The organism is Sorangium sp. So ce321, from assembly GCF_051530195.1.
Taxonomy (GTDB): Bacteria; Myxococcota_A; Polyangia; order Polyangiales; family Polyangiaceae; genus Sorangium.
The window spans coordinates 12,592,025-12,616,572 of sequence record NZ_CP150329.1; the positions used below are offsets into that span (position 1 = coordinate 12,592,025).

17 protein-coding genes are annotated in these 24,548 nt (G+C 71.8%); 12 read left to right on the forward strand and 5 right to left on the reverse strand.

All coding sequences use genetic code 11. The annotated features are described in order from the left end of the window. Positions 1–195 precede the first annotated feature (195 nt). Positions 196–1,581 carry a sigma-54-dependent transcriptional regulator gene (locus tag WME89_RS46695; protein WP_438006017.1) on the reverse strand — a complete coding sequence of 462 codons (1,386 nt, stop codon included), beginning with the start codon at positions 1,579–1,581 and terminating at the stop codon, positions 196–198. Between the two features lie 343 nt (positions 1,582–1,924). Between WME89_RS46695 and WME89_RS46700 the strand changes: the two genes are divergently transcribed. The 3 genes from WME89_RS46700 to WME89_RS46710 all read left to right on the forward strand — a co-directional run bounded on the left by WME89_RS46700 (position 1,925) and on the right by WME89_RS46710 (position 7,588). Continuing rightward, positions 1,925–2,824 (forward strand): PAS domain S-box protein, encoded by a 900-nt coding sequence (locus WME89_RS46700; protein ID WP_438006018.1) that lies wholly within the window; start codon positions 1,925–1,927, stop codon positions 2,822–2,824. Positions 2,825–2,871: 47 nt separating this feature from the next. After that, positions 2,872–4,413 carry an NCS1 family nucleobase:cation symporter-1 gene (locus WME89_RS46705; RefSeq protein WP_438006019.1) on the forward strand — a complete coding sequence of 514 codons (1,542 nt, stop codon included), beginning with the start codon at positions 2,872–2,874 and terminating at the stop codon, positions 4,411–4,413. Positions 4,414–4,792: 379 nt separating this feature from the next. Further along, a complete protein-coding gene (locus WME89_RS46710) occupies positions 4,793–7,588 on the forward strand; it encodes a YncE family protein (RefSeq protein ID WP_438006020.1) in 2,796 nt (931 codons plus the stop codon). 64 nt (positions 7,589–7,652) lie between these two features. On the opposite strand, the gene WME89_RS46715 is transcribed toward WME89_RS46710, so the two are convergent. Both WME89_RS46715 and metG read right to left on the reverse strand, forming a co-directional pair. Beyond that, positions 7,653–9,257 carry an ATP-binding protein gene (locus WME89_RS46715; RefSeq protein ID WP_438006021.1) on the reverse strand — a complete coding sequence of 535 codons (1,605 nt, stop codon included), beginning with the start codon at positions 9,255–9,257 and terminating at the stop codon, positions 7,653–7,655. 21 nt (positions 9,258–9,278) lie between these two features. Further along, positions 9,279–11,417: a methionine--tRNA ligase gene (gene metG / locus WME89_RS46720; RefSeq protein WP_438006022.1), complete on the reverse strand. Its 2,139-nt coding sequence runs from the start codon at positions 11,415–11,417 to the stop codon at positions 9,279–9,281. 217 nt (positions 11,418–11,634) lie between these two features. Here metG and WME89_RS46725 point away from each other — a divergent pair, with 217 nt between their 5' ends. The 3 genes from WME89_RS46725 to WME89_RS46735 all read left to right on the forward strand — a co-directional run bounded on the left by WME89_RS46725 (position 11,635) and on the right by WME89_RS46735 (position 14,768). Beyond that, positions 11,635–12,246: a Dps family protein gene (locus WME89_RS46725; RefSeq protein ID WP_438006023.1), complete on the forward strand. Its 612-nt coding sequence runs from the start codon at positions 11,635–11,637 to the stop codon at positions 12,244–12,246. Between the two features lie 219 nt (positions 12,247–12,465). After that, positions 12,466–13,758 (forward strand): phytoene desaturase family protein, encoded by a 1,293-nt coding sequence (locus WME89_RS46730; RefSeq protein WP_438006024.1) that lies wholly within the window; start codon positions 12,466–12,468, stop codon positions 13,756–13,758. A 20-nt stretch (positions 13,759–13,778) separates the two neighbouring features. Further along, positions 13,779–14,768, forward strand: coding sequence for a sigma-70 family RNA polymerase sigma factor (locus tag WME89_RS46735; RefSeq protein ID WP_438006025.1), 990 nt, complete (start codon positions 13,779–13,781; stop codon positions 14,766–14,768). A gap of 188 nt (positions 14,769–14,956) precedes the next feature. Here WME89_RS46735 and WME89_RS46740 read toward each other — a convergent pair whose 3' ends face one another. After that, a complete protein-coding gene (locus WME89_RS46740; protein WP_437657301.1) occupies positions 14,957–15,289 on the reverse strand; it encodes a polyhydroxyalkanoic acid system family protein in 333 nt (110 codons plus the stop codon). Positions 15,290–15,635: 346 nt separating this feature from the next. On the opposite strand from WME89_RS46740, the gene WME89_RS46745 reads away from it, so the two are divergent. The 4 genes from WME89_RS46745 to WME89_RS46760 all read left to right on the forward strand — a co-directional run bounded on the left by WME89_RS46745 (position 15,636) and on the right by WME89_RS46760 (position 21,789). Continuing rightward, positions 15,636–16,658, forward strand: coding sequence for a hypothetical protein (locus tag WME89_RS46745; RefSeq protein ID WP_438006026.1), 1,023 nt, complete (start codon positions 15,636–15,638; stop codon positions 16,656–16,658). 175 nt (positions 16,659–16,833) lie between these two features. Then, positions 16,834–18,504, forward strand: a complete 1,671-nt coding sequence (gene rseP / locus WME89_RS46750; protein ID WP_437657297.1) for an RIP metalloprotease RseP — start codon at positions 16,834–16,836, stop codon at positions 18,502–18,504. Beyond that, positions 18,497–20,077: an RsmB/NOP family class I SAM-dependent RNA methyltransferase gene (locus WME89_RS46755; protein ID WP_438006027.1), complete on the forward strand. Its 1,581-nt coding sequence runs from the start codon at positions 18,497–18,499 to the stop codon at positions 20,075–20,077. The genes rseP and WME89_RS46755 overlap by 8 nt, the downstream gene beginning before the upstream one ends. Positions 20,078–20,433: 356 nt before the next feature. Next, positions 20,434–21,789 carry a hypothetical protein gene (locus tag WME89_RS46760; RefSeq protein WP_438006028.1) on the forward strand — a complete coding sequence of 452 codons (1,356 nt, stop codon included), beginning with the start codon at positions 20,434–20,436 and terminating at the stop codon, positions 21,787–21,789. A 108-nt stretch (positions 21,790–21,897) separates the two neighbouring features. On the opposite strand, the gene WME89_RS46765 is transcribed toward WME89_RS46760, so the two are convergent. After that, positions 21,898–22,335 carry a hypothetical protein gene (locus WME89_RS46765; RefSeq protein ID WP_438006029.1) on the reverse strand — a complete coding sequence of 146 codons (438 nt, stop codon included), beginning with the start codon at positions 22,333–22,335 and terminating at the stop codon, positions 21,898–21,900. Between the two features lie 378 nt (positions 22,336–22,713). Here WME89_RS46765 and WME89_RS46770 point away from each other — a divergent pair, with 378 nt between their 5' ends. After that, entirely contained in the window at positions 22,714–23,019 is a 306-nt protein-coding gene (locus WME89_RS46770; protein WP_438006030.1) for a hypothetical protein, read from the forward strand. Next, on the forward strand, positions 23,016–24,461 hold the full coding sequence (locus WME89_RS46775) for a hypothetical protein (protein WP_438006031.1): 1,446 nt from the start codon (positions 23,016–23,018) through the stop codon (positions 24,459–24,461). Before WME89_RS46770 ends, WME89_RS46775 begins: the two co-directional genes overlap by 4 nt. Positions 24,462–24,548 lie beyond the last annotated feature (87 nt).

A 24,548-nucleotide genomic window follows, 5' to 3' on the forward strand; every position in this document is an offset into this window, starting at 1 on the left:
CACCCGTGGTCCCTGATCGACGGAGACAACCCTCTCGATCGGGCTGAACTGGCTACAGTTCCTGGCGAGCCGCGCTCTCGGTCCTTCAGTGCCGGCGTGAGCTCGGCGCGGCTCATGTTTCTGTGGTCGCCCGCAGATCCCCGGCGAGATCTCAGGTGAGTGAACTTTTACCTCACCATCGCATCTCCGCCGGGCTCACTTCAGCCCGTACCGATCCATCTTGTTGAGCAGCCCCTGGCGCGACAGCCCGAGCCGCGCCGCCGCCTGGCTCCGGTTCCCCTGGGTCGCCCGGAGCGCGGCGGCGATCTCGCGCCGCTCCAGCGCCGCGATCTTCTCTTCCAGCGTCGCGCCCTCGGCGGGCTCGTCGCTGCCCGCCGCCGCGGGCGCGCCGCCTCGCCGCGCCGGGGACAGGTCTTCTTCGAGGATCTCTCCCCTCCCGCCGGCCATCACGAGCGCGCGCTGCATCTCGTGCCGGAGCTCGCGCAGGTTGCCGGGCCAGTCGCAGGCCTCGAGCCTGCGCATCGCGCCGGGCGATATCGTGGTCACGGGCGAGCGCGGCACGAGCGCCCGCGACACGTTCAGGAAGTGCTGCGCGAGCAGCGGCAGATCGCCCACCCGGTCGGCGAGCCGCGGCAAGGCGATCTCGATCCCGCGCACACGCCAGTAGAGGTCGTCGCGAAAGGTCTTGCTCGCGACCATCGACTCCAGCGCCCTGTGCGTCGCCGACACGATGCGGACGTCCACGACCGCCGGGCGCGCCGCGCCCACGGGCAGGATCTCGCCCGTCTCGAGCACGCGCAGCAGCTTCACTTGCAGCGCCGGGTCCATGTCGCCGATCTCGTCGAGGAACAGGGTGCCTCCGTCGGCCTCGACGAACAGGCCGGGGGCGTCCTTGATCGCGCCCGTGAAGGCGCCTCTCCTGTGGCCGAACAGGGTCGACTCGAGCAGGGTCGGCGCGAGCGCGCCGCAGTTGACCGCGATGAAGGGCCTGTCCTTCCTCCGGCTCCTCGCGTGCAGGTAACGGGCGAACACCTCCTTGCCTGTCCCCGATTCACCCGTGATGAGCACCGGCACGTCGGCCGGCGCCGCGCGCTCGCACAGCGTCCTCGCCTCGAGGAAGGCCGGCGACTGCCCGAGCAGCGCCGAGGCGTCGCCCTCGCGGGCGGTGAGGGAGCGCTCGAGCTCCGCCACGCGGTCCTCGAGCTCGAGGCGCGCCGCCGCGCGCGCGACCACGGCGAGCAGCACGTCCGGATCGACGGGCTTCGCCAGGAAGTCGTAGACGCCGCGCTGGACGAGGCGCAGCGCGAGCGGCGTCTCACCCGCGCCGGAGACGACGATCACCTTGGCGGCGGGCCGCTCGCCGAGGATCTTCTCCGCGAGCGCCGCGCCCTCCTCGGCGCGCCCCGACGGCGGCAGCATGAGGTCGAGCACGACGAGGCGCGCGCTCGTCCGGCGGAGCTCCGCGAGCGCCTTCGAGGCGACCCCGGCCTCGGCGACGGTGTACCCCTCCTGCGCGAGGAGCTCGCGGTAGGCGTCGCGGAACCCGGGATCGTCGTCGATGAGCAGGACAGTCTCGGTCACGGGTGACCGTACCGCGCCCTCCGGGCGCAGATCCAGGCCTGTCCGAGCTCGTGCGGATCCCTGAAGACCGCCTCATCGCGGTTGGCCGAGGTCTCTATCGAGGACATCGATGGTCCCAGGGGCCATCTCGGCGGAATCTCCTCACAGGAGCTCCGCAGGTATCAGACCGGCCACGGGCCGTCTCGGTGAGCCGCCCCCCAACGTTGGAAGTTCGCCCAGGACGACCGTGCTTTTGGTACGCTGGCCCGGAAAAGCGCCGCCTTCCCTCTGCGCTTCGAAGGACCACGGGATCATGAACGAGGGCGATGCGAGAGCTGGCGTCACCGCGGAAACGGAACTGGCGATGCTCCGTCGGCGCAACGCCGAGCTCGAGCAGGAGCTCGCCGAGAAGCGGCGAGTGGAGACCGCCCTGCGGGAGAGCGAGGCCCGCTACCGGGGCATCGTCGAGGACCAGACCGAGCTCATTTGCCGCTTTCGGATGGATGGCACGCTGACCTTCGTCAACGACGTGTACTGCCGGTACTTCGACAAGACGCGGGAGGAGCTGGTCGGCCATCACTTCACGCCGCTCGTCCCTGACGAGGACCGGCTGCTCCTCGATCAGCAGTTCGCGCAGCTCGGCCCCGAGAACCCGATCGTCCACACCGAGCACCGGGTCGTGCGCCCCGACGGATCGATCCGCTGGATGCACTGGACCAACCGTGCCCCGCTCGGCGAGGGGGGGTCGCACGCCGAGTTCCAGGCGGTCGGAGTCGACGTCACCGATCGCCGGCAGGCGGAGGACGAGGTGAAGCGCCTCAACGCCGAGCTCGAGCTGCGCGTCGCGGACAAGACGAGGAAGCTCGAGCAGATGGTTCGCGAGCTATCAGCCCCGCTCATGCCGGTGGCGGATCAGGTCATCGCGATGCCGCTGATCGGCGTCCTCGACGGCGCCCGCGCCGCGGCGACGCTCGAGACCCTCCTCAACGGGGTCATCGCGCACAGCGCCACGACGGTGGTCCTGGACATCACCGGCGTGGCGGTCATCGACTCCCAGGTAGCCGACGCGCTGATCCGGCTGTCCAAGGCGGTGAGGCTGCTCGGCGCCCAGATGGTGCTCACCGGCATCCAGCCGCGGATCGCGCAGACGCTGGTCGCGCAGGGCGTCGGTGTAGGCGGCATCGTGACGCTCCGGACCCTGAAGGAGGGTATCGCGTTCGCTCTGCGGCGCGGCCCCGCCGGCTCTCGACGGCCGTCCCGCTGAAGCCTCCTCTATCCGGTCTCCTATCCTATCGTGTAGATTCATCGGTCATGGCGCACACGCACACGACTGCCCGACCCGACGTGCAACCCGCTGCTCACGACGCGGGAGCCAGCGACGGCGTCCAGGGGACAGAAGGCGACTTCGATTCCCGCTACATCAACGAAGACATCGCGCCCGTACGCCTGGATCAGCGCAAATGGGGAACGAAGGACATCGCCGCACTGTGGGTAGCCATGTGTGCCTGCACTCCCACGTACATGCTCGCCTCGGGTCTGATCGCCGAGGGCATGAGCTGGGTGCAGGCCGAGCTCACGATCCTCCTCGGCAACGTCATCGTGCTTGTGCCCATGATCCTCAACGCGCACGCGGGCACGAAGTACGGCATCCCGTTTCCCGTCTACTGCAGGAGCGCCTTCGGCGTTCGAGGGGCCAACGTGCCGGCGGTGCTACGAGCCCTCGTGGCCTGCGGCTGGTTCGGGATCGGAACATGGCTCGGCGGGTGGGCCATCTACAAGATCGTCGCCGTCTTCATGCCATCGATAGAGCAGATGCCGGCGACGCCGCTCGGCATCAACACCCCCCAGCTCGTCTGCTTCCTGCTGTTCTGGGGCATCAACCTCTGGATCATTCACCTGGGCATCGAGTCGATCCGGATCCTGCTCAACATCAAGGCGCCCTTGCTGGTCGCCCTCGGCATCTTGCTGCTCTTCTGGGCATACAACCGCGCCGGTGGATTCGGCCCCATGCTCGAGAAGCCCTCGGCCTTCGCGGCAGGTCAACCCAGGGAGGGCCAGCTCTGGAGCTTCTTCTTGCCTGCGCTGACAGGCATGGTCGGCTTCTGGTCTACCCTGGCGCTCAACATTCCCGACTTCACTCGCTACGCGCACTCACAGCGCGCTCAGGCCCTCGGGCAGGCCATCGGCCTGCCGCCCACCATGGCGTTCTTCTCGTTCATCGGCGTCGCCGTCACCTCCGCCACGGTCGTCATCTACGGCGAGACCATCTGGGACCCGGTCGTCCTGCTCGCCCGCTTCGAGAGCCCTGTCGTCTTGATCGTCTCGCTCGCAGCGCTCAGCATCGCCAACCTGGCGACCAACATCGCCGCGAACGTGGTGAGCCCAGCCAACGACTTCTCCAACCTCTGGCCGTCGCGAATCTCCTTCCGTACCGGCGGCATCATCACCGGCATCATCGGGATCCTGATGCAGCCCTGGCGGCTCGTCAGCGATCCCACGGGGTACATCTTCACCTGGCTCGTCGGCTACTCCGCGCTGCTCGGCCCCGTCGGCGCGATCCTGATCGCAGAGTATTACGTGATCCGAAGGACAGAGCTCGATCTCGTCCAGCTCTACACGCGGGAGGGGGCCTACTGGTACACGAACGGGTGGAACCCCATCGCGATCGTTGCCCTCGTCGCCGGGGTCTTGCCCAACTTGCCTGGCTTCCTCGGCACCATCAATGTCTTGACGGTCGCCGGCGCATGGATGGATTTCTACCATTACGCGTGGTTCTCGGGCTTCTCGATCTCGTTCGTGGTCTACGTCGCCCTCACGCGGATGCTTCGCCCGGCCAAGCTCGCCGCGGCTTGATCCTCGCTGCCCGACCCGGGGCGCGAGATGTCATCATCCATTGAAACCGGCGGCGAAGGCCGCGTCCCCGGCGCGCGACGCGCGCCGTCGAAGGAACGCGCGACGCGCGCCGTCGAAGAAACGCGCGACGCGCGCCGTCGAAGAAACGCGCGCTCCCTCACCACAGCGATAAGACGTCCTCGCGACTGCGTCGTGACTGTGGGTCATAACCCTACCATCGAAGACCTGTAGCTCCTTATGGAGCGCTCCTCCCACGAGGGGATCTCACCCTAGAAAGGTGCCTTGTCAAACAACATCATCATAATTCTACACTTCGCACTTGATCGGCGGCTGCGTTTTTATGGCATCATTAAATGTTCCTTCAGCCTCCGAGGTGCCCATGATGAAGCTCATTTTCCTGTCGCTCCCGGCGCTCGCCATCGCCGCCTGCGGCGACACCGGCACGTTGGTCGACGAATCCCCGTTGGTCGACGAATCCCCGGCGACGGCGAGCGCCCCGAGCGCGCTCACGGCGGCCCGGCCCTACACCCTCTTCGAGAGCGGCCAGGTCCGCCCTCTCGCCCTCTCGCCCGACGGGTCGAAGCTCTTCGCCGTCAACACGCCGGATAACCGGCTGGAGATCTTCACGGTCAGGCGGGGCAGCCTCGTGCACCGCGGCTCGGTCGCCGTCGGCCTCGAGCCCGTCGCGGTCGCGGCCCGCAGCGACGACGAGGTCTGGGTCGTCAACCACCTCTCCGACAGCGTGAGCGTGGTCGACGTCTCGATGCCCGGGAAGGCCCGCGTGGTGCGCACCCTGCTCGTCGGCGACGAGCCTCGCGACATCGTCTTCGCCGGCGCCGGCCGGGGCCGCGCCTTCATCACCACCGCGCACCGCGGCCAGAACAGCCCTGTGGACCCGGCGCTCACCACGCCGGGTGTGGGCCGCGCCGACGTCTGGGTCTTCTCCGCGGCGAGCCCGAGCCCCGCGCCGCTGACCATCGTCTCCCTCTTCAGCGACACGCCGCGCGCGCTCGCTGCCACGCCCGACGGCGCGCGCGTCTACGCGGCCGCCTTCCACTCCGGCAATCGCACCACGGTGGTGGAGACCAACCTGGTGAACCTCGGCCACGGCCTGCCCCCGCCGACCACCAACGCCGCCGGAGCCGCGCAGCCATCGGCGCCCCTCATCGTCAAATTCAACGGCCAGAACTGGGTGGACGAGCTGAATCGATCCTGGGACGATAAGGTGAACTTCTCGCTGCCCGACAAGGACGTCTTCGTCCTCGACGCCCTGGCCGACCCGCCCGCGCCGGTCGCGGGCCCCGCGGGCGCCTTCCAGGGCGTCGGCACGGTCCTCTACAACATGGCCGTCAACCCGGTGAGCGGGCGCGTCTACGTGGCCAACACGGAGGCTTTCAACGAGCAGCGCTTCGAGGGCGCCGGCGTCTTCGCCGGCCACAGCGTGCGCGGCCGCTTCAACCACAACCGCATCACGGTGATCGATCCGGCGACGGGCGGCGTGGCCCCACGGCACCTGAACAAGCACATCGACTACAGCACGTGCTGCGCCCCGGTCCCGAGCGCCGAGAACGGGAAGAGCCTCGCGCTGCCTCAAGGCATGGCCGTCTCGGGAAACGGACAGAAGCTCTACGTCGCCGCGCTCGGCTCGGACAAGATCGGTGTCTTCTCGACCGCGGCGCTCGAGGCCGACACCTTCGTGCCCAGGCTCTCCCACCAGATCCCGGTCTCCGGCGGCGGGCCGACCGGCGTGGTGCTGGACGAGGCGCGCAAGCAGCTCTACGTCCTCACGCGCTTCGACAACTCCATCGCGCTCATCGACCTCAGATCCCGGGCCGAGATCGCGCACATGCCCATGTACAGCCCCGAGCCGGAGAGCGTGGTCCGCGGCCGGCGCTTCCTCTACGACGCCTCGTTCTCGTCGAGCCACGGTGACTCGGCCTGCGCGAGCTGCCATGTCGACGGCGACGTCGACAGCCTGGCGTGGGACCTCGGAGACCCCGACGCGCTCACCACGCCGATGCCAGGGCCCTTCGTGCTCGATCCGGCGCTCTTCGGCCAGCCCGCCGAGTTCGCCGCCCTCAAGGGGCCGATGACGACGCAGAGCCTGCGCGGGATGGCCAACCACGGTCCGATGCACTGGCGGGGAGACCGCACCGGTGGGAACGACGCGCCGAGCGCGCAGCCGGACAGCGGCACCTTCGACGAGGAGGCCGCGTTCAAGAAGTTCGATATCGCCTTCGTCGGCCTGCTCGGGCGGAGCGCGCCCATCCCCGAGCCGGACATGCAGGCGTTCACCGACTTCATCCTCCAGGTGATGTATCCGCCCAACCCCATTCGCCGGCTGGACAACACGCTCACCCCCGACCAGGCGGCGGGCAAGGCCTTCTTCACCGCGCCGGGCGGCGCGTGCAGCACGTGCCACGTGCTCGATCCCGCAGGCAACGCCGAGCATGGAGTTCAATTCCCCGGCTTCTTCGGGACCGACGGGCGCTACACGTTCGACTTCATCTTCCAGAGCTTCAAGGTCGCCCAGCTGCGCAACGTCTATCAGAAGGTGGGCATGTTCGGCATGGTGCAGAACCCCCGCTTCAACAACCGAGACCACCAGTTCATGGGCGATCAGATCCGCGGGTTCGGCGTCGCCCACGACGGGGCGGTGGATACGGTCTTCCGCTTCGACGATCAGGCCGGCTTCAACGAGGCCCCCGGGGTCGCCGGCTTCCCTCCGGGCGAGGCAGGCGACGTGCTGCGGCGGCAGGTGACGTCCTTTCTGCACGCCTTCGACACCAACCTGGCGCCCATCGTGGGCCAGCAGGCGACGCTCGCCGGCGCCGGCGACCCGGCGGCCGAGCAGCGCGTGGACCTGCTGATCGCGCGCGCCGGCGCGGGCGAGTGCGATCTCGTGGTGAAGGGCCGCATGAACGGCGAGGAGGCGGGCTTCCTCTACCAGCCGAGCGATGGCACGTTCCGCCGGAACAGGGCGGCGAGCGCGGCGATCAGCGCGGCGGCGCTGCGCCAGCGCGCGACCGCGGAGAGGGCGCTGACCTACACCTGCGCGCCGCCGGGCGCGGGGGTGCGCATGGCGCTCGACCGCGATGGCGATGGGGCGCTCGACGGCGACGAGGAGGACGCGGTGACCGATCCGGCGGATCCGGCGAGCAGGCCCGGAGGCTGAGCCCGGGCCGCGTCCTCTCGCCCGCGATCATCGACCTCCAGCGACCGCGCCGCTCACCGCGACCTCACCCCGCCGGCTCCTCCGCCCGCGCCGGCCACCGCGCCTCGAAGCGCGCGCCGCCTCCCGGCGCGCGCTCGTGGCGCAGCGCGCCCCCGTGCCGCTCCAGCCACCGCGCCGCGACGGCCAGGCCGAGGCCGGTGCCCGGGTGCTTCGCGTCTCGCCCCCTCCCCGTCACGAACGGCTGGAACAGCCGCGCCTCGATCTCCTCCGGCACCCCTGGGCCGTTGTCCTCCACGCGCACGACGACGAAGCCCGCGTCCGCGTCCTCCCCGCGCGCGACGGCGACGCGGATCCGCCCCTCGGCGCTCCCGTCGAGCGCGATGGCCGCGTTCTGGAGGAGCGCCGTGGCCGCGTCGAGGAAGGCCCCGCGATCGGCCTCGATGAAGATCGACCCGCGGGCCTCCGGAGCGATCTCGATGGGCGGCGCGCCCTCGCCGACGATCTGCCGGACATGGCTCGCCGCGAGCCGGAGCGTGGAGAGCACGTCGACCTCGGTCACCTCGAGCGGCCGCGGGCGGCTGTAGCGGAGCAGGTCGTCGAGGAAGCGCCGCGCCCGGTCGACCTGGGCGCGCAGCGACGCCACGGTCTCGGGCTTCGCGCCCTGGCGCTCGAGGAGCTTCGCCTGCGCGGCGATGACCCCGAGCGGATTGCGGATCTCGTGCGCCACGGCGCTCGCGAGCCGCCCGAGCTCGGCGAGCCGCTCGGCCTGGTCGGCGCGCACCTCGACGCGCGCGATCTCGTCGGCGAGGTCGCGGACGCCGATGGGCCTGTCGAAGAGCCGCCGCCCGACGTGCTCCACGACGAGCAGGCGCAGCGGATCGAGCGGCAGCGCGGCCAGGAACAGGACGAAGAGGAGCCAGGGGAGCGACGCGCCGCCGCCGGGCGAGAGGTATGGCAAGAGCTTGAAGAAGGCGGCCAGCCCGAACGTGGACAGCAGCGCCGTGAGGGCGGCATAGGCGAGCCCCTGCATGACGACGCGGCGGGAGCGCCCGAGCTCGCCGCTCAGCACGGCGTAGGCCACGAGCAGGATGGCGAGGAGCAGGACCGGCGCGCCGAGGAGCACGTCGCCGAGCCCGAGCACGCGCAGCCCCACGACGAAGCCGCCCCCGAGCGTCGCGAGCACGCTGCCGAAGAAGAGCGCGGCGATGCGCCGCTGCTGGAGCCCCCGGGCCGCGAGCACCGAGCGCCCGAGGCGGGCGACGACCGCGACAACGGCGAGGGCCATGACGGCGGAGAGCGGGAAGAACAGCGGGCCGGGCGAGCGGGCGCCAGGGCCGTAGAGCAGGCGCGGGGAGACGGCCCCGAGCAGCGCCACCGCGGCGCTCGCGGCGTAGGCCAGGACGACGGGGCGGCGCGAGGCGCCCGCCACGTCGGCGTAGGCGTGGGCGAGGCCCGCGGCGACGATGATCCCGCTCGGGACGACGTGCTCGGCGAGCGCCATCGTGCTGTCTGTCTCGAGCAGGATGAGCCCCGTGACCCAGAAGGCGAGGAAGAAGCAGAGGGCGACGAGGCCGCGGCCCACGTTGCGCCCGAGGCGCAGCGCGGTGACAGCGACGGTCACGGCGACGGCCCAGAGCGGGTAATAGGCGAGAGCGACAACGGGTCTCAACGGGCGCTCTCGGCGACCTGCTCAGTGCACCCGCATCCCCGGCTTCGCCCCCGAGTCCGGCGCCAGGAGGTGCACCGTCTCGTCCCCGGCCGCCAGCACCATCCCCTCGCTGACGCCGAGCTTCATCTTCCGCGGCGCCAGGTTCGCGCACACGATGACGAGCCGCCCAACCAGATCTTCCGGCTTGTAATACGCCTTGATGCCGGCGAACACGGTCCGCCGCGCCTCCCCGCCGAGCGACACGGTCAGCTTGAGCAGCTTCTTCGCCTCGGGCACCTGCTCCGCCGCGACGATGCGCGCCACGCGCAGGTCGACCTTGGTGAAGTCGTCGATCGTGCACTCCGGCGCGAGCGGCTCCTTGGCGAGCGCCGCGCCGTCGTCCTCGGCGACCGCGCCCTGCGCCGCCTGCGCCGCCGCAGGGCTCGTCCCCGCCTGCGCCCCCGCGCCCTGCGCCGCCCCCGTGGCCGCCGCAGCCGGCGCCGCCGCCGCAGCCGGCGCTGCCGCCCCGCCCTGCGCCCCTGCCTCCTCGGCCGGGCGGCTCTCCGCGATCATCTTCTCCACCGCACCCGGATCGACCCGCTTCATGAGGTGCTCATACGCGGCCACCTTCGTCCCCACAAGCGGCGTCTTCGCGAGCTCCCACCGGTCCATCGGGCACCCGAGCAGCCGCGCGACGTCCTCGGCGAGCTTCGGCAGCACCGGCGCCAGGTAGATCACGATCTGCCGGAACAGGTTGAGCGCCACGGTGCACACGGCCTGCACCTCCGCCTTCTTCTCCGGCTGCTTCGCCAGCGCCCACGGCTGCATCCGGTCGACATACTCGTTCGCCCGATCCGCCAGCGACACGATGCTCCTCGTCGCCCGCGCATAGTCGAACGCCGCGTACGCCGCCCCGATCGCCTCCCCCTCCGCCGCCGCCGCCGCGAACAGCCCCCCGTCGTCCGGGTACGCCGCCGAGAGCCCCGTCTGCGCCACGAAGCGCGACGACCGGCTCGCCAGGTTCACGACCTTGTTCACGAGCTCGGCGTTCACCTTGTTCACGAGCTCTTCCAGGTTCAGGTCGATGTCGTCGACCTTCGCGCTCAGCTTGCTCGCGTAGTAATAACGCAGGTACGCCGGGTCGAGGTGCTTCAGGTACGTCGAGGCGAGCACGAACGTGCCCTTGCTCTTCGACATCTTCTCCCCGTTCACGGTGAGGAACCCGTGCACCTGCACGCGCGACGGCAGCGAGAAGCGCGCGGCCCTCAGCATCGCCGGCCAGAAGAGCGTGTGGAAATAGACGATATCCTTCCCGATGACATGGACGATCTCGGTCTCCTCGGATCGCCACCAGTCGTCGAACGCCTCGCCTTCCCGGCCGCACCACTCCTTGCTCGCGGCCATGTAGCCGATCGGCGCGTCGAACCAAACATACCAGTAGTTCCCGGGCGCGTCGGGGATCTCGAACCCGAAGTACGGCGCGGGCCGCGACACGTCCCAGTCGCGCAGGGGCTCCGACAGGAAGTGCCCCGCGAGGTAGTTCGCGATCTCCTTCGGCATCCGCCCCTCGCCCTGCGTCCAGGTCGCCAGGAACGGCCGCTCCGGCTCGATGGCGACCATCAGGTGCTGCGCGCTCCGCACCTCGGGCCGCGCCCCCGTGAGCGCGCTCCTCGGCTCGACGAGATCGGTGGCGGCGTAGGTCGAGCCGCACCGGTCGCAGCTGTCGCCGTACTGGTCCGGCGCGGCGCACTTCGGGCAGGTGCCCTTGACGAAGCGGTCTGCCAGGAACATGCCCTCCTTCGGGTCGAAGAGCTGCGTGACCTCCTTCGTGGTCACCATGCCGCGCTCGCGCAGCGACGCCCAGATCTGCTCGCACAGCGCGCGGTTCGCGGGGGAGTTCGTGCTGCCGTAATGGTCGAACCGGATCTGGAACGCCGCGAAATCGCGCTGGTGCGCCGCGCTCATGTCGGCGATGACGTCGACCTCGCTCCGCCCCTCCTGCCGCGCGCGGATCATGATGGCCGTGCCGTGCGTGTCGTCGGCGCACAGGGTAATGCACCTCCGCCCGGTCATGCGCCAGTAACGGGCGAAGATGTCGGTCTGCGTGTACTCGACGAGGTGGCCGATGTGGATGTGCCCGTTGGCGTAGGGCAGCGCGCTGGTGAGCAGGAGCCGTTTCATACAGGGCCGGACTCTGCACGAAATCCCGGCCGGAGGCGAGCGGCCGGTGCGGCGCGGCGCGCGCGCCATCCAGCCGCCCGCGGCCCGCGGGCACGTCGGGCGCGCGGCCGGCGCACCGCCGGCGCGCAGCCCGCGGACACGACAGGGCACGTGCGGCCATGGACGGCGCGGGCCAGGGCTCTAGATACATAGTGAACCGAGCGACGCGGAGGGGACCATGGCATCAAAGGGCCAGCAGCAGCAACGGGGCAAGGACGGAGAAAGGCGGGCGATGGAGGCCCAGCCCCTGCTCCGCCAGCGGGGCAAGGAGATCCAGCCTTTCGGGACGCTCGTGGAGTATCCGCTGGCGCTCGACGCGAAGGCGCGCGCGGAGAGCGTCAAGCTGCTCAATCAGATCCTGACGGACACGCTCGTCCTGCGCGACATGTACAAGAAGCACCACTGGCAGGTGTCCGGTCCGACCTTCTACCAGCTCCACCTGCTCTTCGATAAGCACTTCAAGGAGCAGACCGCGCTCATCGACCTGCTCGGCGAGCGGGTGCAGACCCTCGGCGGCATCGCGATCGCCATGGCGCACGACGTCGCGGAGATGACGAAGGTCGAGCGGCCGCCCCGCGGCCGCGAGCAGGTGCCGACGCAGCTGTCGCGCCTCCTCGACGCGCACGAGGTCATCCTCGCGGAGACGCGCGAGGCGGTGAAGCTCACGACCGACAACCGCGACGACGGCACCGCCGATCTGCTCATGAGCGACGTGCTCCGCACGAACGAGATGCACGTGTGGTTCCTTTCCGAGCACCTCGTCGACACGCCGCTCGTCCGCGCCACCTGAAGCGCCACCCGCGCGGCGGCGCGCCGCTCGCCCGCGCCACCTGAAGCGCCACCCGACCGGCGGCGCACCGCTCGCCCGCGCCACCTGAAGCGCCACCCGACCGGCGGCGCACCTTTCCCCTCGTCCCCCGCCCTGCCCGGCCCCGCTCCGCAAATCGACACGGGGCGCGTAACCTTTCCGGCCCCCCGATCGTGGTACCGCCAGGAAAGGGGACATGTGATGCAAAATACTAAAGACGTGGTGGTGATCGGCGGCGGCCTCGCGGGCCTCGCCGCGGCGGCGTACCTGGGCCGGGCGGGGCGGTCCGTCGCCCTCATCGAGAAGGCGCACGCGCCGGGCGGCCGCGCCGCCACGCAGGAGAGCCACGGCTTCTCGATGAACCTCGGCGCCCACGCGCTCTACTGCGGGGGCGCCGCGCACGAGGTGCTCGGCGACCTCGGCGTCCGGTTCACCGGCGCCCCGCCGCCCGTCTCGGGCGCGTTCGCGCTCGACCGCGGCACCTTCCACACCATGCCGTCCGGCGCCCTGTCGCTCCTCACGACGGGCCTCTTCGGCCTCGCCGCGAAGGTCGAGATGGCCCGCGTCCTCGGCGGCCTCGCCGCGATGAACCCCGCGCCGCTCGCGTCGGTCCCGGTCTCGGCCTGGCTCCGCGACGCCTTCCGGACGCCCGAGGTGCGCCGCTTCGTCGGCATGCTCGTCCGGGTCACGACCTACTGCGCCGACGACGACCGCCAGAGCGCCGGCGCCGCGCTCGCCCAGCTGCAGCTCGCCTTCGCCAAGGGCGTGCTCTACCTCGACGGCGGCTGGAAGACGCTCGTCGACGGCCTGCGCGGCGCCGCCACGGCCGCCGGCGTGGAGATCCTCACCGGCGTCCGGGCGGCGCGCATCGGGACCGAGGGCGGCGCCGTCTCCTTCGTGGAGCTCGCGAACGGCGAGCGCCTCGGCGCCGGCGCCGCGCTCGTCGCCGCGAGCCCGCGCGCCGCGGCCGCGCTCGCGCCCGAGAGCCCGGCCCTCGCCGCGCACGCCGAGCGCGCCGTCCCGGTCCACGCCGCGTGCCTCGACGTCGCGCTGTCCAGGCTGCCCCGCCCGAGCTTCCGCGTCGCGCTCGGCGTCGACCGCCCCCTCTACCTGTCGCTCCACTCCGACTCCGCGCGCCTCGCCCCCGCGGGCGGCGCCCTGTTCCACGCCGTCCAGTACGGCCTCGCCGGCCGCGACGCCGAGCGCGAGCTCGAGGACCTCCTCGAGCGCGCCCAGCCGGGCTACCGCGACGCGCTCGTCGAGCGCCGCTTCCTCCCCTCGCTCGTCGTCTCCAACGCCGTCGTCGCCGCGGAGGGGGGCGGTTACGCCGCGCGCCCGGGGGTCCGCGTCCCGGACCTCGACGGGCTCTTCCTCGCGGGCGACTGGGTCGGCCCGACGGGCATGCTCGCCGACGCGAGCCTCGGCAGCGCGCGGGACGCCGCCGGCGCCATCGTCGCGCGAGGCGCGCGCCGTCCGCTCGACCGCGCGGCGTGACGGGGTTAGCCGGGGTCCGTATGAGCAGCTCCACGGCCTCTCCCGCCCCGCGCGCGGCGCCGGCCCCTCCCCCGGCCTTCGTCGCCGCGAGCTACCGCGAGCACGAGCGCTTCCTCTGGGCCCTCTCCTACCGGCTCACCGGCAGCGCCGCCGACGCGGACGACATCGTGCAGGAGACGTTCGTGCGCGCGCTGGAGCACCCGCCCGCGCGCACGGACGAGCCCGTCCGCCCGTGGCTCGCCCGCGTCGCGGTGAACCTCGGCCGCGACGCCCTCCGGCGCCGCAAGCGCCGCGCCTACGACGGCCCGTGGCTCCCCTCGCCGGTCGAGACCGAGCCCGAGCCGCCGTCGTTCGAGATCCCGGGCAAGGAAGGCACCGAGGGCCGCTACGACCTCCTCGAGAGCGCGTCGTTCGCCTTCCTCATCGCGCTCGAGGCGCTCACCCCGCAGCAGCGCGCCGTGCTCCTGCTCCGCGACGTCTTCGACTACTCGGTGCAGGAGGCCGCCGCCGCGCTCGGCATCTCCGAGGCCAGCGTGAAGACGACGCACCACCGCGCCCGCCGCGCCCTCGAGCCGTACGACCGCGACCGCTGCCGCCCCTCGCCCGAGCTCGTCGAGCGCTCGGGCGCGGCGCTCGTGCGCTTCCTTCAGGCCCTGGCGGCGCAGGACGTATCCGCCATCGAGGCTCTCCTCAGCGAGGACGTCCGCGTCGTCAACGACGCGAACGGCGAGTACAAGGCGGCGCGCCGCGTCGTCGTCGGCAAGGACCGCGTCGCGCGCCTCTGGGTCGGCCTGCTGCGGCACGAGGCCGGCAGCGGGCTGCGCCACGAGCTCCGCCTCCTCAACGGCCTCCCCGCGCTCGTCGTCGAGGCGGCGCGCGCGCCCGGCTCGGACAGGCTGGCGCCGCGGTACGTCCTGCGCTGCGACGTCGACGCGCAAGGCCGCATCACGGCGATGCACACCGTGCTCGCCTCGAGCAAGCTGACGGCTGTGAGGGCGCTCGCCCCGTGAGCGCCCTCCGCCCGTGGAGGGGGCCGCGCTGAGCACCGTCGGCGAAGCTGGCGAGGAGGCAGCCCCCTGCCGGCCGAGCGCTGGAGTGAGTGATGGTGCAGGGCGCGCTTCGGCCGGCGAAGTTGATACTGTGTTGCAGCAATATAGCGCCGCGGGGCGCTGATGTCCACACCGGAACAGGCCGCTCGTCAGGTCGCTTTGCCTGCTCCCTGACCCCGTTCCTTGTGCGCCTCTTCGATGAAGTGACGTACTTCCTTTTCGATCGCCGCGAGCGCGACCCCCTTGAAGGGGCGCAGCAGGAAGGGCACGTCGAGATCGACGTCCACGGCGCCGGGGCGGAGCTCCAGGCTGCCTTTCAGCTTGACCCCCTTCACCGAGAAGCCGAGCTCGGCGCGCCTCTCGTCGCGCCACAGGAGGAAGGGCTCGTACTCCGCGTAACGCTCCCGGTACTGCGCGATCGCGCGCTCGGTCGCCAGCTTCGCTTCGGTGTCGTTCAGGTCATGCTCGATAGAGTGCTTCATGATGGGACCTCGCAGTTCGTATCAGGGCACATCGCGAGAACCGGCCGGGGAACCGTCCGTGCCGGAGACGTCCGCTCCGGTCCGCTCGAGCAGAGGCGCCCGGCCGAGTTCGATCCATGAGATATCACGAATGCGCTGAGTCCGCGGCCCCGGACAGCCACTGGCTCACTTCTGCGCTCTGTGGCATTTCGCCACGAGGCGGACTTGCCGGTCTTTGTGGCCTCTCCGGCGCAGCGCGCTGGCTTGCCCGGCGCGCGGCGCGAGGAGCCCGGCGGGAGGCATCGCGAATGCAAAGCGTCCTCTCATGCGTGTTCGCGGCGCTCGGTCCGGAGATCTCCTGGGGCTCATGGCCGCATTGGCCCTCCTGTGCGGCGCCGGCGGGTGCTCTCTCCCGACCCGCATCACCGGGGTGGATGCGGAGGTCGCCAGGGTCCAGACGCCGGCGGCGATCGACGAGGGGCTCAGGAAGCTGGAGGAGGCGGAGACGCAGCGGCGGATCGAGCGGATGCTGGCGAGCCCCGACGTGCAGGCGGCGCAGCGGCAGCTCGTCGCCGGGCTCATCGACGGCACGCTCGCCTCGCTGAGCGAGGCGGACCGCTCCGCGCGGATCGGCGAGCTCACCGCGCAGTACGCGCGAGGGGTGGTGCGGAGCGCCATGGACGGGGCGCTGGACGGAGCGCTGAGCGAGGACGGCGAGCGCGAGCTCCGGCGCATGACGGGCTCGCTGGTGCAGGCGAGCGTCCGGCAGCTCAAGGAGAGCCTGGACGAGGCGGACCTCGGCCCGGCGATGTCGTCCGCGCTGCGGGAGCAGCTCGGCCCGGCGCTCCAGGTCGTGATCGCGGAGAACCTCGGCCCCGGGGTGACCGCGATGCTCGGCAGCGAGGATTTCCAGCGCGCGCTGGGCGCCACGGCGCGGGTCATCGGCCGCGAGATGGTGGCCGGCGCGAGCGACGCGCTCACGGAGGTGCAGCAGCGGAGCGGCAGGCCCGAGAGCGAGTCGATGTTCTCGAGCATCGGCCACCTGGCGGACCAGGGGGCGCAGCTCGTCAGCACGATCACGTGGGTCCTCGGCGCGCTCGCCGTCGCGCTCGCGGCCTGGGTGGCGACGCTGCTCGTGCAGCGCAAGCGGTACCGCGCCGAGACCGAGCAGCGCGCGCGGGCGCGCCTGCTCGTCGAGGCGATCGAGGCGTCCGAGGGCAAGCCCTGGTCGGACGAGCTCCTCGCGGCGCTCGAGGACCGCTTCCGCGGCGAGGAGGAAGACGACGAGCTCCGGCTGCGCCGCGCCCGCCACCGGGTCGTACGGGCGCGCGCCCGCGCGAACGGCGCGGCCGGCGCCGACGGCGACGAGCCGAGGCCGCCGCTCACCTGAGCGCCCCACGGCGGGCGACGAGGCCGAGACCGCCGCTCACCCGAGCGTCCCGCGGCGGGCGACGAGGCCGAGGCCGCCGCTCACCCGAGCGCTCTGCCGACGACGCGCGTCGCCCGACGCGCCTGCAGTGGCCAGTGGCCACCGCGCCCGGCCTCGCGTAAAGACAACCGCCGCCGTGGACCTCCTGTATTTCGCGCTGCTCTGCTCGGTGCTCATCTTCGTGCACGAGCTCGGCCACTTCGTGTGCGCGAAGATCTTCGGCGTGAAGGTCCTCACCTTCTCGATCGGCTTCGGCCCCCGGGTGCTGCGCCTGCGGGGCCGTGAGACGGAGTACTGCGTCGCGCTCCTGCCCCTCGGCGGCTTCGTGAAGATGCTCGAGGAGAACCGGCAGGAGGCCGTGCTCCCCGAGGATCGCAAGCGCACCTTCGAGTCCCAGGCGCTCTGGAAGCGCGTGATCATCGTCATGGCCGGGCCGGCGATGAACGTGCTCTTCCCGGTGCTCCTCTATTTCGCCGTCTTCATCGGCGAGACCCGCTTCGTCCCGCCCACCGTCGGCGTGGTCCTGCCGGGGCACCCGGCCGAGGGCAGGCTCGTCCCGGGCGATCGCATCCTGGAGGTGGACGGCGAGCGCGTCAGCACCTTCGCCGAGCTCCACCGGAAGGTGCTGAAGAGCCCCAACCAGGAGCTCCGGCTCAAGGTGTTCCGCGACAAGGAGCACGTCGAGGTCACGGTCGTCCCGGAGGAGAAGGTCGTCCAGAAGCCGCTGGAGATCGTCGACCGGGTGGGCGAGATCGGCATCAAGCCGAGCCGCCCTGCCGCCGTGGTCGGCGTCTCGCGGCCCGACTCGCCCGCGTTCCGCGCGGGGCTGCGCACGTTCGACGTCGTGACGGAGGTGCGCGGCACGCCGGTGAAGACCTTCGCCGACCTGGAGCTCGCGCTCGAGGACAACCGCGGCGCCACGGTGCCGGTCACGTACCTGCGCCCGGTCACGGTGCCGCGCGCGCTCGGCGGGCTGGCCGAGCTCGCCGTCTACGAGTCGGGCGTCGCCGCGCTGACCCCCGAGATGGGCAACGGCGACCTGCTCGCGCGGACCGGCATCGAGCCGGCCGATCTCTACGTCGCCGAGGTGCCCGAGGGCTCGGCCGAGTGGGACGCCGAGCTCCGGCCGGGCGACCGCATCAGCGAGGTCGACGGCGTCGAGGTCACCGCCTGGTCGACCTTCGTCGAGCGGCTGTTCGCTGCGCCCGACCGGCCGCACGTCATCACCTGGCAGCGCTCGGGCCAGCGCAAGAGCGGCACCATCGAGCTCCGCCGCGAGGACTGGATCGACGAGTACGGCCAGCACCGCCCGCGCTTCTACCTGCGGGCGTCGAACTGGTCGCCGATGGTGACGGAGCCCTACGTCGACAGCCCGTCGGCCTTCCGGTTCGCCCTGGAGAGCGCGATCGACGAGACGTACGACGTCATCCGGTTCATCGTGGTCGGGATCGTCCGCATCATGGAGGGCAAGGTCAGCATCTCCACGCTGGGCGGCCCGATCACGGTGTACGACGTGATCGGCGAGGAGGGCGCGAAGGGGGTCAGCTATTTCGTCTGGGCGATGGCGGTGATCTCGATCAACCTTGGGCTCATCAACCTGCTGCCCATTCCCGTGCTCGACGGTGGTCACCTCCTGTTCTTCACGTTCGAGGCCGTGCTGCGGCGGCCGCTGCCGCTGCGCGTCCGCGAGATCGCGAGCCTCGTCGGGCTCATGGTGCTCATCGGCCTGATGGGCATCGCCTTCAAGAACGACGTCGAGCGCCGCTGGGACGTGATCCAGGGGCAGTTCAAGGAACTCGTTGGCTGACCGGGCAAAGGGCGACGGGCGCGACGGGCGCGACGGGCGCGACGGTGCCGGCGCGGCGCCGCGCCCCCGGGAGAGCGCGCCGCGCGCGGTGGCGGCGCGCGTGCTCGCGCGGGTCTGGGGCTCGGACGCCTTCGCCTCCGCGGCCCTCGACGCCGAGCTGCGCCGCGCGCAGGCGCTGGACCCCCGGGACGCCGGCCTCGCGACCGAGCTCGTCTACGGCGTCCTGCGCGTGCAGGTGGCGCTCGAGGCGCGCATCGCGGAGTTCGCGGCGAAGGGCCGCTGGACCACCGACCCGCTGGTGCGCGCGCACGTGCTGATGGGCGCGTACTCGCTGTGCTTCCTCGACCGGGTCCCGGCGTTCGCGGCCGTCTCGGAGGCGGTGGACGGCGCGCAGGCCGCTGGCGGTCCGCGGGTCGGCGCGTTCGCGAACGCCGTGCTGCGCAAGCTCGCGGCGGCCGTGGAGTCCAGCGGTCGCCCGCCGCTCGCGGGCGCCGTGGTGGCGTCGGCGCCGGGGTGGCTGCGGGGCGCCCTGCGCCGCTCGCTCGGCCGCGCGGCGGCCGAGGCCTTCCTGTCGGCCGGCCCGGTGCCGCCGCCGACCGGCCTCTGCCTCGCGCCCGGCGAGGACCGCGACGCGTGGCTCGAGGCGCTGCGGGGCGCCGCGCCGGCCGGGTCCTTCGAGGCGGGGCGCGTCTCGCCGCGCGCGATCGTGGCGCGCGGCGCGGGCGACCTCCGGCGGCTCCCCGGCTTCGGCGTCGCGTGGATCGGCCAGGAGGAGGGCGCGCAGGCGCTCGCGCTCGCGCTGGGCGCGCTGCCCGGCGAGCGCGTGCTCGACGCCTGCGCCGGCCGGGGCAACAAATCGTGGCTGCTGTCGCGCGCGGTGCTGCCCGGCGGCGCTGTGGACGCGGCGGACCTGTACCCCGCGAAGCTCTCGCAGCTCCGCGAGGCGCTGAGCGCGCCGCCGGCGAGCTCGGAGAGCGCGGGCGCGGAGGGCGGCGTCGTTCAGCCCGGCGGCGCGCTGGCCGGCGACACGCTGGCCGGCGGCGCTCGGGGCGGCGACGCGCTGGCCGGCGACACGCTGGCCGGCAGAGCGCTGACCGGCGCGGGCGGCGGGCTGGCGCGGGCGGCGGCGTTCGTCCGCGAGACGTACGCCGTCGACTGGACCGTGGGCGCGGGCGACGTCCCGGAGGGCTACGACAGGGTGCTCGTCGACGCCCCCTGCTCCGGGGTCGGCACGCTGCGGCGGCGCCCCGAGATCGCGCTCCGGCGCGAGGCGGACGACCTCCCGCGCCTCGCCGACCTCCAGGTCGCGATCGCGCGCCGCGCCGCGACGCGCGCCCGGGACGGCGGCCGGCTCGTGTTCGCTGTGTGCAGCGTGCTGCGCGAGGAGTGCGAGGCCGTGGCGGCGCGGCTCGCGGCCCCGGCGGACGACGACCTCGGCGTCCGGCTGGAGCCGGCGCCGTTCGACGCCGAGATCGCGCGGGAGCTGTCGGGCGGCGGGGACGCGTTCCGGCTCTTGCCGCACGTGCACGGCACGGACGGGTATTTCGCGGCGATGTTCGTCGTGCGGCGGTGACGGCGCGCTCCTAAGCCCGCCCTGAGCTGGCGCAGCACGCTGAGGAGGCCTCGGCCGCGGAGCGCGTCGGTCTCGTCGAAGAACAGCGCGAGCGGGCGCGGGCACACCTCGGCCCACGCGCGCAGCGCCGCCACGGAAATCCGGGTGGTGGATCAACGCCCCAGCCAGGTGAACCGATTAAGTTCAGCGACAGAGGCAAACCCGCCTGAAGATGGTTCCAGTCATCATGTAACAGGCTGAAATAACGATGCTTTCGGCAGAGCGACCGAGCGCCGCAGCGCGGTGGTCCGCTGGTTGCTCGGTGGCGGCACCGGCCAGCCGTCCCGGGTGGCTGCGCGCTTGGAGGACATTCACTTATGTTGAAGGCAAGTGTAACCTGGTCGCGCGGTGTGCTCCCGTGCCTCCTCGCCGTGGCGGGCGCGGCCTGCACCGCGGTGACGGACGCCGGGGGCGAGCTCGGGGCCGACCAGGTCGGTACGGAGGAGAACGCCGTCGTCGGCGATCAGTGCCCGGCGCCGAACGGCGGCATCTCGTGGAACGACAGGTACCGCTTCATGTATGGCGTGAACTACGCCTGGAACCAGTTCGGGGGCGACTTCGGCGGGATCTCCAGGTGGAGCGTGCGGGGCGTCGCCGCGGAGCAGGCCACCCACGCGGCGAAGCTCGCGGACATGCGCGCGCACGGCGCGAACGTCATCCGCTGGTGGGTGTTCCCCGAGTTCAGGGGAGAGGGCGTCCGGTTCGACAGCTCCGAGACCCCGCTCGGCCTCGGCGGCACCGCCGTCCAGGACCTGCAAGAGGCCCTAGAGCTCGCGGAGCGCCAGGACGTGTATCTCATGCTCTGCCTCTTCTCCTTCGACAACTTCCGGCCGAGCCACGACACGTCGGGCATCCACATCCCGGGCCTCGCGCCGATCGTCAGGAACACGAGCAAGCTCGACAGCCTCATCGCGAACGTCGTGCGCCCGCTCGCGCGGGCTGCCGAGGGGAGCCCCTACAAACACCGGCTCGTCGCGTGGGACGTGATCAACGAGCCGGAGTGGGCGATCAGCGGCCGGAACCCCTATGGAGACGAGGCCTACACGCCGACGAGCGGGCTCGACGCGGTGAGCCACGCGGACATGGAGCGCTTCGTCTCGCGCACGACGGACGCGCTCAAGGCCGAGAGCTCCGCGCTGGTGACGGTGGGCGGCGCGGCGGCGAAGTGGGCGAAGGCGTGGTCGCGGGTCGACATCGACTTCTATCAGTTCCACATCTACGACTGGGTGAACGAGTGGTGGCCGTACTACCTCTCTCCCGAGGAGCTCGGCGTCACGGACAAGCCCATCGTCATGGGCGAGTTTCCGATAGGCAGCCTGAGCGGCGTCTCGTACCAGCAGCTGGCGGAGAGCTTCTACGAGAACGGTTACGCCGGCGCGATGGGGTGGGACTACGGCACCGCGACGGGCGCGCAGCTCGACCAGATGCGCGACTTCGCCTCGCGGCACGCGTGCGAGACGGACTACTCGGCGGGCTACGGTGAGATCGGCGGCGGTGGGACAACCGCCGGTAGCGGGACCAGCACCGGCAGTGGCAGCAGCAGCACCGGCGGCGGGACGTGCAGCGATACGGCGCCCAGCAGTCAGTACACCTGTGCTCAACAGGCAAGCTGGGGCAAGTGCAACGAATCCTGGATGCAAGGGTTCTGCAGCAGGACCTGCGGCCGCTGCTAGCGACCGAGGCCGGCAGCGCTCGCCCAGCTCGCCGGCCCCGACCACGCCGGGCACGCCGAGGCGGCATGGCCGAGTCGAGCGCGAGCCCCTGCTCGGCGCGGCGCGCCTTCAGCTCTTGACGAGCGTCTGCCGAAGCTGCTCCACGAGCGCGACGGCCGCGCTCTGTTCGGCGGGAGAGGCATGGAGCGCCCGCAGCGCATCGACGATCTGGTCTCTCGCGAAGACCTGATATTGACCGGTGAACGGATTCAGCGCTGGCGTATCCATGCCATGGACGACACCGCGCACGAATGTCGATTCCGTCACCAGGCAGAAATTCCCCGGTAAGCGAAACAAGGATGAACACGGGTGTGCCATCATGCGCTGCCATTGGGCCGGACTTGGTGCACCTCCCTCCGTCACGATCAGCGTGCGCGCACGGGGACGTCCCTGGAAGTGGGCCACCCACGCATCGAGGTATCGGACCCAATCCTCGTCGGACGGAGGCAGACTCCCATGCAGAAGCACGAAGACCTCGCCCACCGTTCCAAACGCCATCGTCTTCATGTCACGAACAAATATCACACTGCGCGACGAGCGGAGCAGCAACACATTCCGTCCAACCAGAAATGAACCAGGGCCAATGCGAGAAACTGCAACTGAACATGCCCTATAGGACGGTTGGTGTTCGTTTGGTTGATCAGCGCGAGGAGGTGGCTGGACGAAGTCCGTTCAGAGCCCGCCCCTGTCCCGGGCGCATGCGCTTACCTCCCCCTGGTAGATGATGGGGCGCGTCCGCTGGCGCCCCCTGTAACCGCACACATCCACCGCCGCGCCTCCGAAGCCGGCCGCCTCGATGGCCGGGCGAGGCCGATCACCGCGGCATCGCGCGCCCTCCAGCCCGCTGTACCGTGCCGCGCGCGTGTGAGAGGATCGCTCTCGCCCATGAAGAGGATCAAGCTCAAGCTCCACAGCGACGAGTACCACCTCAGCGCCGTCGGCTATCTGTTCGAGGACCCCGCCCCCGACGCGGATCCGGCCGGGGTGAGGCCGTTCTCGATCCGCAACACGGTCTTCCCCGAGTTCGATCTGGAGCCCGGCAGCTACATATTCCGCTTCAGGGTCCGGAACGGCAGCGGCAAGTTCCAGATCTTCGCCTTCGACCCCAAGACGAACCAGAGCACCCGCGCGGAATTCGACACGTCGAGCGGCGCCGAGTGCCTCACGTTCAAGTTCACGGTGACTCCATGAGGACATCCCTGCTGCTCCGGCCCACCGCAGCGCTGCTGTCGCTCGCTCTGGCGGCCGCGCTCTCGTCGGCTGCGCCGGCGTTCGCCCAGGGTACGGCGCCGCCGTCGGATCCCGCGCCGCCGGGCGCGCCGCCCGCCACGCCCGGCGCCGCCCGCCGCGCGCCTGTCGCCCCCGCAGCCTCCGTTCCGCCCGCCACCACGGCGCCCGTCCCGCCCGCCACGGTGCCCGCCTCCCCCGCGGCGCCCGTCCCGCCCGGCGCCGCCCCGAGCGCGCCCACGGCCCCGGCGCCGGACACCGGCACCGCCGCGGCGCCCGCGCAGCCGGGCCGCGCCATCGCGCCGGTCGCATCGGGCGCCCCGATCGCGCCGGTCGCATCGGGCGCCCCGATCGCGCCGGTCGCGTCGGGCGCGTCGGGCGCCCCGATCGCGCCGGCCGACACGGGCGCGTCGGGCGCCCCGATCGCGCCGGCCGACACGGGCCGCGAGCTCGTCTACCTCGTGCCTGCCGAGGTCACGGGCACCTCCGACGGCGCGGCGGTCGCGCGCGTCGGCTTCGGTGTGCTGGCCGGGTTCGGCGAGGTGACGGATCCGACGGCGTGGGACGTGAGCACCGTGCTCCAGGCCGAGGTGGCCACCGAGAGCGGGCTGGCCACGCTGATCGGCCTCTCGAGCGCCGACGAGACGGCCCAGGCGCCCGTCGGCAGCCTGCGCCTGTCTGCCTCGTTCGCGCGCCTCGACTTCGAGGGCGAGGGCAGCTCGGCCTATCCGCCGCTGATCCTCTATGTCGGCGGCGCTGTCGGCCGCACCAGGTTCAGCTACCTCGGCCCCGGCCCCGAGCGGCGCGACGAGAGCCTGCCGCCGACCTTCGTGCCGCGCGAGCTCACCGCCGTGCCCTGGAGCGTCGGCGCGGCGGCGGTCTACGTCGGCGATGGCGGGAAGAAGCTCGCGCCGACCCTCGAGGGGCAGATCGCGTTCGACTCGCGCTGGACCGCGTCGACGGACACGCTCGACTGGTGCGAGCCCGTCGGCGACGTCGTCCGCGGCGTCGATCCGGTCACCCAGTCCGCGACGTACGCCCCGGTCACGCGCTGCCGGCGCGAGGTGCTCGGCGCGCCGAGGCAGAGCCAGGAGCTCACGTTCGCGGCGCACGCCGGGCTCGTCGACAAGCTGGCGAACGCCACGTTCCGCGCGTCCGTCGGCGCGCGGGTCGCCGTCGCGCTCAACGACGAGGCGCCGGCCGACGTCCGCGTCAGCGTGCGCGCCCCGGTCTACGTGACGCTGGCGCGCGCGCCGGAAGGCACGAAGTACCGCGGGCTCATCCGGCTGATGCCGGCGCTCAGCGTGATCCGGAGCTCCACCGGCGAGACGGACGTCGGCGGCATGCTCGAGATCGGCTTCCTCGGCCAGCGCGCGATGTTCTCCGACAACTACACGGACCTCTGACGGCGGCGCGGCCCGCCGGCCGCTGCCGACGCCGCCCGCCAGCCACGGCGGTCCCGGGGGGCGCCCGGCTCCGCCCCGCACTTTCTT

Bases quoted from the DNA above. Each gene is read 5' to 3' on its own strand.
- WME89_RS46710 (WP_438006020.1), top strand. From the start codon at position 4,793: ATGATGAAGCTCATTTTCCTGTCGCTCCCGGCGCTCGCCATCGCCGCC.
- WME89_RS46770 (WP_438006030.1), top strand. From the start codon at position 22,714: ATGAAGAGGATCAAGCTCAAGCTCCACAGCGACGAGTACCACCTCAGC.
- WME89_RS46745 (WP_438006026.1), top strand. From the start codon at position 15,636: ATGGCCGCATTGGCCCTCCTGTGCGGCGCCGGCGGGTGCTCTCTCCCG.
- WME89_RS46765 (WP_438006029.1), bottom strand. From the start codon at position 22,335: ATGAAGACGATGGCGTTTGGAACGGTGGGCGAGGTCTTCGTGCTTCTG.
- WME89_RS46760 (WP_438006028.1), top strand. From the start codon at position 20,434: ATGTTGAAGGCAAGTGTAACCTGGTCGCGCGGTGTGCTCCCGTGCCTC.
- WME89_RS46725 (WP_438006023.1), top strand. From the start codon at position 11,635: ATGGCATCAAAGGGCCAGCAGCAGCAACGGGGCAAGGACGGAGAAAGG.
- WME89_RS46775 (WP_438006031.1), top strand. From the start codon at position 23,016: ATGAGGACATCCCTGCTGCTCCGGCCCACCGCAGCGCTGCTGTCGCTC.
- metG (WP_438006022.1), bottom strand. From the start codon at position 11,417: ATGAAACGGCTCCTGCTCACCAGCGCGCTGCCCTACGCCAACGGGCAC.
- WME89_RS46705 (WP_438006019.1), top strand. From the start codon at position 2,872: ATGGCGCACACGCACACGACTGCCCGACCCGACGTGCAACCCGCTGCT.
- WME89_RS46735 (WP_438006025.1), top strand. From the start codon at position 13,779: ATGAGCAGCTCCACGGCCTCTCCCGCCCCGCGCGCGGCGCCGGCCCCT.
- WME89_RS46740 (WP_437657301.1), bottom strand. From the start codon at position 15,289: ATGAAGCACTCTATCGAGCATGACCTGAACGACACCGAAGCGAAGCTG.
- WME89_RS46700 (WP_438006018.1), top strand. From the start codon at position 1,925: ATGCTCCGTCGGCGCAACGCCGAGCTCGAGCAGGAGCTCGCCGAGAAG.
- WME89_RS46730 (WP_438006024.1), top strand. From the start codon at position 12,466: ATGCAAAATACTAAAGACGTGGTGGTGATCGGCGGCGGCCTCGCGGGC.